We start from the raw sequence: 12,160 nt of genomic DNA, 5'->3' as shown, positions 1-12,160 counted from the left end.
CGTCAAGCATCCGATCGTCGAGCATCCGACCGCCCTTCTTGAGACTCCGGCCGTCCGCTCCAGCGTCCCCGTCAGCCAGCTTGCCGTCTCGATCAGCCAGCTTGCCGTCTCGATCAGCCAGCTTGCCGTCTCGATCAGCCAGCTTGTCGGCCGCATCGAGCAGCTTGCCGGCCCCGTCAACAAACTTGGGGGCCCTGTCATCTAGCTCGCCGGCATCTAGCTCGCCGTCTCGAACGTCCAGCTTGCCGTCGCTGCTGTTAGGCCTAGGCTCACGGCCGTTCAATCGGACGGCTTTGGCATCGGTCCAATCGCCTAGGCGAAGGGCGTCGCCTGAATCCTGCACATCCTCGGAATCGACCTGCTCGAAGGGACGCATCTTTCCTACGCCGTTTCCGTACACGAGGCATGCGCACACCGCGACGATCGCGACTTCGATGACGGCTATGGCCCCCGCAGGGCGCAAAAGCGCAAGAAGGACGCCTACGCCAAGCATCGTCAGGCAGGCGAAATTCAACCCTTCTGGACGCACCTTCCTCTTCACGAAAACGAACCACAAGGCAATCAGGCACAGCGCCGGCCCCCATCCCAAGAGCAGACCGGCGGAGGCAGAGATCCTCTCACGCGGCTGGCCGACCGCCACTTCCATCCCGACGGTGAACGCCACGATGCCAGCGGCGAGCATTTGCTGCCCCTCGGCGACGAGGAGGCCCAGTCCGATGCCGTTGGCCGAAGGGCCGGAATCGCCGGAGACCAAACCGTCGATGACGGCGGTCCGCCAGAAATAGATGTACCACAGGCAGACGATCGCGGTCAGGGACAGGAGGCCGACGGCGACGCTCAGCGGCTCGTCAATGTGACGCTTCATCGCATTGCCGACGGCTACGAAGCCCGAGGCCAGGCAGACGATGAAGAAGAGGCGGCAGCGCCTGACTTGATGCCCTAGATCGAAAGGCACGCGAGAAAGCTCGCTCCGGTCGAACCTCGGGAGGGGATGCTGGGTCCACCGTCCAGCCAGGTCGATCAGCGCGGCCGCAAGCCATAGCCAGAGCCGCCGGTCTGGGCTCGCGAAGCATCCCGCAACCCACAGAAGCGAGGAAAAGCCAAGCCAAATCGCCACGGCCGTCCGCTGCCTGCGAAGCGCCTCGTAGACGTCCATGCGCCTGGCGACGAATGTCCTGCCGAACTGGAGGACAAGCATGGGAACCACGAACATCCAAGGGGAGCCGCCGAAAGCCCCGCCGATCGCCGTGTTCATGACGAGGCTCACGAGCATGGCGGCGACGACGACGGGATAGACGGCGCGCGACCGGATGAGAACGGTGGTCGAATCGTAAACGGTCAGGGACCACACGCAGAAAACGGCGAGGAGCAGAACGAGGGTTTCAAGCACTCCGCGCCAGTCGAGGTTCTTCAAAAGATGCTCGGACAGCTGCGCCAGCGCGAATACATAGACGAGATCGAAAAGCAGCTCGAGGGTGGTGACCTCTTGTTTTCTGCCCGGGTGGACGTCAAGGCGCCGTCCGGTGCCCGCTATCGATTCCGACACTGCTGTCTCCCTTTCATCACGTGCGCCAGCGAAGCATGGATGCCTGCGCCGTCGATGCTACACGTTGGCAGAGGGGGCGCGCGACGCCGCCGTCGGCCCCGAACAGCTTGAACAAAACGTCGCCCTCTCCCCCAACAGAACATCGCCCTCCCCTCCAAAACAGAGAGGCGGCGGTCAGCCCATCGTCGCCCTGCCGTCGCCGGAGATCGGCAATGCGGGCCCGAGGAACCTCGGCTCGGGCTTGTAGATGCTCTTCCCGAGATCCTTGACCCGGGCGACCCATTCGCGCATGTCGCGTTTGAGCTGGCCCGAGTAGTTGTTTCCGTTGGCCGCGACACCCCAGACTTTCAGCCCCAAGGCGTCGCCCGTGTATATCGCGCGCGCCAGATGATAGCGCTGAGTGACGACGATCATCCGCTTGACCTTGAACACGTCGCGGGCGCGGTACATGGACTCGTAGGTCGAAAAGCCAGCGTGGTCTTCGAAGATGTCTTGGGGAGGGACGCCTTTGGCCTGCAGCCATTCGCGCATGACCTTGACTTCGTTGTATGCGACGGTTGCGTTGTCCCCCGAGACCAAAATCTTCGACGCGGCCTTCTTGCGATACAGCTCCAGCCCGCGCTCGAGCCTCTTGAGAAGCATGGGGCTCGGTTTGCGGTTCGCGCGGACCGAGGCCCCGAGAATGAGAATGCAGTCGGCTTTCGCGTCCGAAGGCACCGAATTGACGGTCACGACGGAGTCGTTGGTCGACGTCGTCACGTAGAGGTTGAGGCAGGTGAAGACGAGGGCTCCCGTGACGATTACGGCCATGCACACTTTCACAATTCTCTTCACTAAGCTCTTCTTTCGTGGCGCGGACGCCTTGTCGCCCGGCCCGGTTGAGTTCCCGGTTGTATCCGATGAGTTCTCAAGTATATCTGTAGAATCCGCGTTTTCGGGGAGGCTGCGGGCGAAAGGCTCCGAAACCGAGCCGAGTCCGTGTCCGGCGGCCGTCGCAGCGGGGAGACCGCCCGCAGGCGACGAATCGGCGACGCGACGGCGACCGGTTCCCAAGCCCATCACCGCAGTGTCCAGCCGATCGTCGGCGGAAGGGCGGAAATCGAAAGATGCTCCGTCGCCGCCGAGTTCGAGCCTCTCACCAGACTCCGCGTTCTCGCCGGACTCTATGTTCTCGCCGTGGAGATCGTCGATGCCCTGCGGCCCGCACAGACCATCGGCTCCGCTCAAGACGGCATCCAAATCGTCGCCGCTCTGCCCGGGGGCGCCCGCGCGCCAATCGGCGGCACCGGCCGTCAAGGGAGCTGTATCAGCCAAAGGGGGCGTCGCGCCGGCCGGCGCAGGGGACGGAGGGGCATGGGAGTGCTTGCCTCTGGGGCCTCTGCGGGCAGAGATTCGAGCGGTGTTCCCGGCGTCGCCGAAAAGCTCGGACGCCGCCCTCGACGGCTCACGCGAATCAGCCGCCCGTCCGCGAGACGATCTCGCGTTCCCGTTGGAGTTGTCCATCTCGCCTCCCCGGTCGATTTGCCTGGTCTCCCTTCAAACATACAGGCAGAATCTGCGTCTTGCCGACGATTTTCATCACAGGCCCGCCGCAGGCGAGACAGGCTGAAGCATCGCTTCGACCGAAGCGAAATCACTAGGAACCAAGCGAGGTTAAAAACAGCTTCCGTCGCATAGCAACAGCATTCTTCTCAATCCAATCGAGTTCGCGAGCGACGTCGGGATGGCGATCTCTCATGGCCTCAAGGTTGCCGAGAACGGCATTGACCGTCTCCTCGGCGAGCGACTCGAGATCGGCGCCGAACCCCGAACGCTCAAAGGCCCCCTCAGCCGGAGCCCCCGTCAGCCGAAACCCGCTCAGCCGGAGGCCCGTTCGGACGCCAGAATGCGCCTCGCTTCCTCGACCAGCGGCGTGACGGCTTCGCGGTCCGTATGGTCGTAGCCTTCGACGATGCCGTTGGCCACGGCCTCGGCCCATTCGCCGCGATGGCGATGCCTTTGAACCCGCTTGGAGAAAATCTTCAGAAGCGTCTTTTCCGGCCAATTCAGACCGTCGTAGGCGATGCCGCCTTCGAAGTAGAAGAAGGGGAATGTGCCGCGTGCGAGCTCCTCCTTCGTCAGGGTCGCCGCGGGCGAACGCCAGTCGCGGTCGGGATGCACGGGCGTGCCGCCGGTGGCGAAGACGATCACGCGACCGGTTCCGTACAGCCCGTCGCGCTTAATCTTTCGCCTGAAACCCTTGAATCCCCGGACGGCGCTCATCCGAACCCCCGCCCCGTAGACCACCAGGCGATACTCGGCTAAGTTCACGCCCTTGGCCTCCTCCCAGGAAAGAAGGTCGGCCTCAAGATCCTGGGCAATCCATTCCGCGTATGTGCGGCTGAATCCCGTGACGGTGTTGTATACGACGGCAATGCTCATTGTTTGTCTCCGCTTGTCGAGTCGAGGACGACGGCGCCGCCCCTCCCCCACTTTAGACTCGATGCGCGGGCTGCGCTCGCAGTGTCGCCAACCCGCCACGACGCGATTGGCGACAATTCGCCGTCTTGCCGCTGCCACGACATATTAAAAAAGAAAAGTGTCGCAAAAACAGAGCGAGGGGCGGGATGATTCCCGCCCCTCGCCGAGAGCCCCGCCTGGGCATGGGCTCAGTCGGGCCGTTCCGCCCGACCGGCTCTACCAGGCCGCACCAGACAAGGTCCGCCGCTCAGCGAGCCGCCTCGCCGTCGGTGTAATCCTTGTCGAGATTCGAGTTGTTCCACGCGAAGAGCTTGCGGATCTCCTGCCCGGTCTTCTCGATCGGATGGGCCATTCCCTTGGCTCGCAGCTCGAGGAACTCGGGGGCGCCGGCGTCCTGATCGTCGATGAAGCGCTTGGCGAAGGAGCCGTTTTGAATATCGGCCAGAACTTCCTTCATGTGGTCCTTGACGTCGGGGCGGATCACGCGCGGGCCGGAGACGTAGTCGCCGTACTCGGCCGTGTCGGAGCAAGACCAGCGCTGCTTCGTCAGGCCGCCCTCGTTGATGAGGTCCACGATGAGCTTCATCTCGTGGCACACCTCGAAGTAGGCCATCTCGGGCTGGTATCCCGCCTCGACGAGCGTTTCGAAGCCGTACTGGATGAGCTGGGAGACGCCGCCGCACAGAACGGCCTGCTCGCCGAACAGATCGGTCTCCGTCTCCTCCCGGAAGGTCGTCTTGATGACGCCCGCGCGGGCGGCGCCGATGGCTGCGGCGTACGACAGGGCGAGCTCGAAGGCCTGGCCGGAGGCGTCCTGCTCCACGCACACGAGGGAGGGAACGCCGCGCCCCTCCTCGAAAAGGCGGCGCACGGTGTGGCCCGGGCCCTTGGGGGCGACCATGCAGACGTCGTGGGTCGGCCCAGGCTTGATGTAGCCGTAGTGGACGTTGAAGCCGTGGGCGAAGAACACCGCGGCGTCCTCCTTGAGATTCGGCTCAATGTCGTTGGCCCAGATCGCCCGCTGAGACTGGTCGGGCGCCAGGATCATGACGACGTCGGCCTGGGCGACGGCGTCGGCGACGGATGCGACCTCCAGGCCCTGCTCCTCGGCCTTGGCGATCGACTTCGAACCCTCGCGGAGCCCGACAACCACCTCGACGCCCGAATCGCGCAGGTTCAGCGCATGGGCGTGGCCCTGCGATCCGTAGCCGATGATGGCTGCCTTCTTGGACTGGATCAGCGACAGGTCCGCATCGGCATCGTGGAAGATTTCAGCCACGTTTACTCTCCTTGATCGGTAATGAGCGACAGTTCGGAACTCCGGCCGGTTGCGCTCGCTCGCACGCCCCGGCGTTCCTGCGGCTTAGGCGGTCAATGGAATCGCGCCGTCGCCGTCAATTATCCTCCGAGTCAGTTCAATTCGGCGGCGACTCGTTCTGAGAGCGAACGCGCGCCCCTCGTGATGGCCACCGCGCCGGACTGGACTATCTCGCGTATTCCATATGGTTCGAGCGCCGTGAGGAAGGCTTCGACCTTCGCGTCGGATCCGGTCGCCTCGACGGTCACGGCGTCTGGGACGACGTCGACGACGTGGGCGCGGAAGAGATCGACGATCTGAAGCACATTGGCCCGCGACGAGTCGTTCGCCGAGACTTTGACGAGCAAGAGCTGGCGCTCGACGGCCGCGGCCGGATCCAGCTCGACGATCTTCAGGACGTTGATCAGCTTGTTCAGCTGCTTGGTCACCTGCTCGATCGGGAGCTCGGCGGCGTCCACCACGACGGTCATGCGGGAAATGCGCGGATCCTCGGTCTCGCCTACGGCGAGGGAATGGATGTTGAAGGCGCGGCGCGCAAAAAGGGCGGCGACGCGCGTGAGCACGCCTGGCTTGTTCTCGACCAGAACGGACAACGTGTGACGGGTACTCATGTTTCTCCTCCTCAGGCGGCGTTCGGGTCCGTGGTCGGCCGGAACGAGCGGGCGTAGATGATGTCGTCGTTGGAGACGCCCGCGGGCACCATCGGCCACACTTCGGCGTCGGGAGAGGTGATGAACTCCAAGAGGACCGGCCGATCGTCGATCTCCATCGCCTTGGCAAAGGCGGCGTCGATGTCGTCTCCCTCCTTCACGCTCCAGGCGGCGCAGTCATAGGCCTCGGCCAGCTTGACGAAGTTCGGGACGCGCACGGTGCCGTGGCCGGTGTTGAGATCGGTGTGCGAGTACCTTCCGCCGTAGAAAAGCGTCTGCCACTGGCGAACCATGCCGAGCGACGAATTGTTTATGACGCACACTTTGATGTTGATTCCCTCGATGCGGCAGGTGGCGAGTTCCTGATTGGTCATCTGGAAGGAGCCGTCGCCGTCGATCACCCACACCGTTTTGTTCGGGCAGCCCACTTTCGCACCCATGGCGGCGGGGACTCCGAATCCCATCGTGCCCGCGCCGGAAGACGTGATGAACTGCCTGGGGTGCTCGTGCCGGAGGAACTGGTTGGCCCACATTTGATGCTGGCCGACTCCGGTGACGTAGACGACGTCCTCCGAGCCCACCACGTGCGCCAACCGGGAGATGATGTGCTGGGGCTCGAGCAGCCCGTCGTCGACCTCTTCCCACCCGGGCGGGAACTTCTCGCGCAGCCCCTCGATGTGCTTCCACCACTCGGCGAGCGCCGGCTCTCCGTAGTGCAGCTGCGCCTGCCGCAGCTCGGAGATGAGCTCGCCCACGGTTTCCTTCAGGTCCCCGACGATCGGCACGTCCGCGAAACGGTTCTTTGAGATTTCAGCCGGGTCAATGTCGATGTGGACAACCTTCGCCGAGGGGGCGAAGCCCTCGACCAGGCCCGTGACCCGGTCGTCGAAGCGCGCGCCCAGCGCGACGATGAGATCGGACTCCTGGAGGGCCGCCACCGCGGGGACCGAGCCGTGCATTCCCGGCATTCCCAAATGATTCGGATGGGAATCGGGAACGGAGCCGCGCCCGGTCAGCGTGGTGACCGCGGGGAGGTTCCCAAGCTCAGAAAGCTCGACGATCGCCTCCGAGGCGCCCGAGCGAATGGCCCCGCCCCCGACGTACAGGACGGGTCGCGCGGCAGTGGCGATGAGCCGCGCGGCTTCGCGGACCTGGCGGGCGTTGGGTTTGACGACGGGGTGGTACCCGGGAAGATCCGTCTCCGGCGGCCACACGAAGTCCGCCTCTTCCACCTGCGCCGACTTGGTGACGTCGACGAGCACCGGGCCCGGCCTTCCCGTCGAAGCCAGATGGAACGCCTCGGCGATGCGCGCGGGGATCTCCTCGGCGCTCGTGACGAGGAAGGAATGCTTGGTCACCGGCATCGTTATACCCACGATGTCGGCCTCTTGAAAGGCGTCGGAGCCTATGGCGTTTGCCCCCACCTGGCCCGTGATGGCGACGATCGGCACCGAATCCATATGGGCGTCCAGAAGCGAGGTCACGAGATTCGTCGCCCCGGGGCCCGACGTCGCAATGCACACGCCCACCTTGCCGGTCGCCAAGGCGTAGCCCTCGGCCGCGTGGCCGGCGCCCTGCTCGTGGCGGACCAGGATGTGGCGAAGCCTGTCTGACTGAAAGATCGGGTCGTACGTGGGGAGGATCGCCCCTCCGGGCATGCCGAATACGACGTCGACGCCAAGCTCCTCGAGCGAGCGAACGATTGAACGTGCACCCGTGGATTTCTCCCGAATCGAACCTTGCGCCTTTTCGGCGTGGCTGGCGGCCACATCGGCCGGTGTCGGTTTGGCCATGGGCTCCTCCTTATGCGTCTTTTGCGTCGTTTTCGGTTGTCCGGCTTTGGCCGGGGGCCTTCGCCCGGCGCAAGCCGGGCAAGGGCATGAAAAAAGCCCCTCCGACGAGGGGCGCGCAGCACGAAACTAGCAAGCGTTGGCCACGCGCCCGTTTCGTACCGAAAGGATTTTCATAGATACGAGGTTAACTCGCATGTCGCCACAAACCAAGCCGCCGCGCTTTTGTCTCACATTTTGGATAACGGTATCAGGATGTGAAACCCCCTCCGAGGCGAAGTAGAGTTGAAGAGTGACCGAGAAACACCAACCCGAATCCCTTGCCGTGCACACGCGTTTGGCACATCAAACGCACGTCGTGCTCAGACTCGGACAGTACATGCTGGCTTCCGGAGCGTCCGCTTTTCGGGTGCAGGACGGCATGGAGCGCCTCGCCCGAGCCGTGGGCGTCGAAAGGCTCCACGTCCAAATGACGTACACGACCATCACGGCGACGGCCTGGGCAAACGGCACCTTCCGCACGGAGGTCGTCGAACAGCGAAACCTCGGGGTGAACGCCGACCGCATCGACCGTTTCAACGCGTACGTTCAGTCCTTGCCCGCCTCGCTCCTGGTCGAGGACGCCGTCAAGGACATCGAGGAGATTCACAGGCGCCCGGCACTCTATTCCATTCCCGTCTCCTCCGTCGCCTCCGGCCTGGCTTGCGCAGGCTTCGCCTTCCTCAACAAAGGCGGGCTCGTCGAATGCCTGGCCGTGCTCGTCGCGGCACTCGTCGGGCAGGCGGTTCGCAGGCTGCTTCTCAAACGCCACGTCAACCACTTCATGACGTGGATGGTCTGCGGCTTCGCCGCGTCGGGCCTCTACATGGCCATCGTCGGCTCCCTTCAGAGCACCGAAGTCATCGACGCGACGCATCAAGCGGGCATGGTCTCAGCCGTCCTCTTCCTGGTTCCCGGTTTCCCCCTCGTCACATCGATACTGGACCTCATACGCCAAGACTTCATCGCGGGCATCTCCCGCGGAACCTACGTCGTCATGCTGCTCATCGCGACGGCGGCGTCCGTCTGGGCCGTCTCGAGCATCTTCGACTGGTCGATCTCCACCACCCAGCCCGGCTACAGCCTCGAGCCGCTGCCGCTGGCCGCGGGGAGGGCACTGGCGACCTTCATCGCCGCCTACGGCTTCGCCATGCTGTTCAACGCACCCGCGCAGGCCTGCCTGCTCGCCGGGCTGAACGGCACGATCATCAACGTCGCCAGGCTCGTCGGCCAGGACGCCGACCTCAACCCCGTAGGCGCCGTCGGCATTGCCGCATTCTTCGCCGGCATCATCGCCCATGTCTTCTCTCGCCATTCCCGTTTTTCACGCGTCACCCTGTCGGTTCCGGCGGTCGTCGTCATGATTCCGGGAGTCCCGCTCTACCGCGCGATGACGGCTATGAGCGCCGGTCAAGACGTGCTGACGGCCCTCGAGTCGACGGTCACGCTGCTTTTGACGACGACGGCGATCGGCGTCGGCCTGGCGCTGGCCCGCGTGGTCACCGACCGCCACTGGCGGATGGAGGAGCCCCCAGAGGTCCCGACCTTGGGAGACTCAACCCCGACGATCCCCGAGCCTTTCCGCCACTGACCGCGCCGCGGCGAAGGATCGCGGCAGTTGCGACGGGCCCGGCAGCCGAGAAGAGCCTGGCTGCGGAGAATGCTTGGCGGCAGCCGGGGACGTCTGGCAGCCGCGGCAACTGGGCCCAAAACCAAAGGGCGGTCACAAAGTTCCGAGGATGTGCGCCAGCAGAATCTTCACGATCATCGCCACCGGATAGACGAGCGCGTATCCCAGCGCAACGCGCGGATCGGCCCCGGTTCTGCCGTTTGCAAAGGCTAGGACGGCCGGCTGGGTCTGCGCACCTCCGAGCAGGCCGGAAAGCTTCGTTCCGCCCATCTTGAACACGCCGCGCATGACGATGTAGAGCAAGGCGGCCACGATCGTCGTCGTGATGAAGCCCAAGATGAAAATCTTCCACCAGTGGCCTCCCGAGAACGCCTCGAGGATCTGGGTTCCGGCGTTGGTTCCGGCGCGCGCGAGGAACATGAGCAGCCCCAGCTCGGCCAGAACCGCATTCGAGGTGCTCGGCAAGGCGGTTATGAACGGCCCGATTCTGCCGACTTTTCCCATAATCAGGCCCACGATCAGAATGCCGGCGGCGTACCCCAGGGCGAAGTGGCCGCCGCCCGGGATCGGGAATTCGATTTCGCCGATGAAGTATCCGAGGGCCAGTCCCAGACCCAGCGTTACGGGATTGATGTCGCTCAGGCCCTTCGACGAGTCGCCGAGCCACTTCGAGATTTCTTTGAGTTTGAGGGTCGGGCCGACGACGCGCACGCGGTCGCCCAGCTCGACCATGAAGTTCGGCATGGCGAGCATGTCGGCGTCGCCTCTGCGAACTCGCGATATCTTGGCGCCCCATCGTTCTTCGAGCTCTTTGTCGAGTTCGGCCACCGTCTTTCCCGCGTGGCTGTGCTTGGACACCGTGATGCGCCGGAAATCAAGCATTCGGCGATCCGAGCGCAGCGAATGGCTCGATTTGTGCCCGAGGTGCTTGAGCGCGTCGTTGACGTTTTCGATCGTGCCGACGACCGTCACGAGGTCGTCTTTCTCGAGCACCTCGTTGTTGTCGGGGATCCAGATCAGCCCCTCTTCTCCCCGGCGCATGCGGGAAATCTCAATGGGACCGCCCAGTTCGGCCTCGATCTGCTGGATCGTGGGGCGGTCGTCGCGTTCGACGCGCACGTTGTAATGCGTGACGGGATCGGGCGTGTCGGTGTCTCCGGGGGCTTTGCGCAATGCCAGCTGCGCGGCGACGATCATGCCCAAAACCCCAAACAGATAGGAGACGGCGTACCCGACTGTCGCGAGCGACTCCTGCCCGGACGCCTCGCCCGCGGCGGCGAGCGCGGGGGTGTTCGTGATACCGCCGGCGAACGTTCCCGCTATGATTCCCGAGTCCATGGCGAAGACGTACCTGCCGACGAGGAAGGTGCAGGCGGCCGCGACGATGAGGATTCCCACCATAGCAGCGATCGGCTGCGCCGCGTGTTTAAGGGATTGGAAGAAGCTCCTGCCCGAACTGTTGCCGATGGCAAAGGCGAAGATGGCCAAGCCCAAAATGCCGACCTCTTGGGAGATGATCATCCCGCCCTTGTCCGCGTTGGCCGGAACGCCGAGGTGAACCCCGTAGGCCGAGACGGCGATGGCCAGGAAGAGCACCGCCGCGGCGCCCAGGCCGACCCCCTTTATCTTCCTTTCTCCCAGGTACATGCCAACACCCACCAGAAGGAAGGTGAAAAGGACGTGATGGTTTGCCAGGTACTCCAGAACGGTTTTCACGAACGGCCTCCGAGTGGTCGGTCACCTTGACGGGAACACCACCTATTGTGTTCCCTACAACACACGGAAGTCTGGGGCGGGAGTCCTAAAATCGCACATTTTCCCGCAGCAGGATGCGACATTCTCCCGTAAAGAGGCCTCGGCGATGAAACTCGGGGTCGGACTCAGGGAAGTCTGCGGACGGCCCCTTTGTCCGCGCTCGTGGCCATCGCAGCGTACGCCTGCAGGGCCTTGGAGACCTTTCTGTCGCGGGCGCTCGGCTTCCACGGAAGCGAGCCCTTGGCAGCGCGGCGCCGGGCGAGTTCGTCGTCGGAGACGTCGAGTTTGAGCGTTCGCGAGGGAATGTCGATGACGATCAAATCCCCCTCTTCGATCAGCCCGACGGCCCCGCCGGCCGCGGCCTCCGGCGAAATGTGGCCGATCGACAGCCCGGAGGTGCCGCCGGAGAAGCGCCCGTCGGTGATGAGCCCGCACGCCTTCCCCAGCCCCAGTCCCTTGAGGAACGTCGTCGGGTACAGCATCTCCTGCATGCCCGGGCGTCCCTTGGGGCCTTCGTAGAGGATGACGACGACGTCGCCCGGCTCGACGGCCTTGGACAATATGAGCTCGACGCCGGCCTCCTGCGACTCGACGACGCGGGCGCGGCCCTCGAAGTGGAAGAGCGACTCGTCCACGCCGGCGGTCTTGACGACGGCGCCGTCCTCGGCGATGTTGCCGAAGAGCACGGCCAGCCCGCCGTCCTTCGTATAGGCTTCCTCGACCGATCGGATGCATCCGGAGGCGGAGTCGGTGTCGAGGCTCTCCCACGTGGCGTCTTGCGAGAAGGGCTTAGTGGTGCGCACGCGCCCCGGCGCGGCTCTGAATCTGTCGAGCGCCTCCTCGCAGGGATCGCCGCTGCGGACGTCCCAGCGCTCGAGCCACGTATCCAGGTCGTCGGCGTGGACGGCGTGGACGTCGCGGCGAAGCAGCCCGGCGCGATCGAGCTCGCCGAGCAGCGCCGGGATGCCGCCT

At 64.4% G+C, this 12,160-nt stretch carries 9 protein-coding genes; 1 reads left to right on the top strand and 8 read right to left on the bottom strand.

Annotated features, from left to right (window positions below):
- The 6 genes from ACO48X_RS08570 to ACO48X_RS08545 all read right to left on the bottom strand — a co-directional run.
- On the bottom strand, positions 1-1,546 hold a 1,546-nt coding region (locus ACO48X_RS08570), incomplete at its 3' end, for a low temperature requirement protein A (protein WP_485001667.1).
- 174 nt (positions 1,547-1,720) lie between these two features.
- Positions 1,721-2,773, bottom strand: a complete 1,053-nt coding sequence (locus ACO48X_RS08565) for a SanA/YdcF family protein (RefSeq protein WP_485001666.1) — start codon at positions 2,771-2,773, stop codon at positions 1,721-1,723.
- Between the two features lie 630 nt (positions 2,774-3,403).
- Positions 3,404-3,967: a flavodoxin domain-containing protein gene (locus ACO48X_RS08560; protein WP_485001665.1), complete on the bottom strand. Its 564-nt coding sequence runs from the start codon at positions 3,965-3,967 to the stop codon at positions 3,404-3,406.
- Positions 3,968-4,253: 286 nt separating this feature from the next.
- Entirely contained in the window at positions 4,254-5,285 is a 1,032-nt protein-coding gene (ilvC, locus tag ACO48X_RS08555) for a ketol-acid reductoisomerase (protein ID WP_485001664.1), read from the bottom strand.
- A gap of 131 nt (positions 5,286-5,416) precedes the next feature.
- The gene (ilvN, locus tag ACO48X_RS08550) at positions 5,417-5,935 is read right to left on the bottom strand and encodes an acetolactate synthase small subunit (protein ID WP_484992253.1); all 519 of its coding nucleotides are present in this window, start codon (positions 5,933-5,935) and stop codon (positions 5,417-5,419) included.
- Between the two features lie 11 nt (positions 5,936-5,946).
- Positions 5,947-7,767, bottom strand: a complete 1,821-nt coding sequence (locus ACO48X_RS08545) for an acetolactate synthase large subunit (protein WP_485001663.1) — start codon at positions 7,765-7,767, stop codon at positions 5,947-5,949.
- Between the two features lie 289 nt (positions 7,768-8,056).
- Between ACO48X_RS08545 and ACO48X_RS08540 the strand changes: the two genes are divergently transcribed.
- Positions 8,057-9,394: a threonine/serine exporter family protein gene (locus tag ACO48X_RS08540; protein WP_485001662.1), complete on the top strand. Its 1,338-nt coding sequence runs from the start codon at positions 8,057-8,059 to the stop codon at positions 9,392-9,394.
- 132 nt (positions 9,395-9,526) lie between these two features.
- Here the strand turns inward: ACO48X_RS08540 and ACO48X_RS08535 are convergent, their stop codons facing one another.
- Together ACO48X_RS08535 and ACO48X_RS08530 are read right to left on the bottom strand one after the other, a co-directional pair.
- Complete coding sequence (locus tag ACO48X_RS08535) at positions 9,527-11,149, bottom strand: aspartate:alanine exchanger family transporter (protein ID WP_485001661.1); 1,623 nt, start codon at positions 11,147-11,149, stop codon at positions 9,527-9,529.
- 164 nt (positions 11,150-11,313) lie between these two features.
- A partial coding sequence (locus ACO48X_RS08530; protein ID WP_485001660.1) for an IlvD/Edd family dehydratase occupies positions 11,314-12,160 on the bottom strand: 847 nt, incomplete at its 5' end.

This window comes from Peptidiphaga sp. (assembly GCF_057238965.1).
The sequence above is the reverse complement of the archived record's forward strand: the minus strand, read 5'-3'. Positions and strand labels throughout refer to the sequence as shown.

Bases quoted from the DNA above. Each gene is read 5' to 3' on its own strand.
- ACO48X_RS08560 (WP_485001665.1), bottom strand. From the start codon at position 3,967: ATGAGCATTGCCGTCGTATACAACACCGTCACGGGATTCAGCCGCACA.
- ilvN (WP_484992253.1), bottom strand. From the start codon at position 5,935: ATGAGTACCCGTCACACGTTGTCCGTTCTGGTCGAGAACAAGCCAGGC.
- ACO48X_RS08545 (WP_485001663.1), bottom strand. From the start codon at position 7,767: ATGGCCAAACCGACACCGGCCGATGTGGCCGCCAGCCACGCCGAAAAG.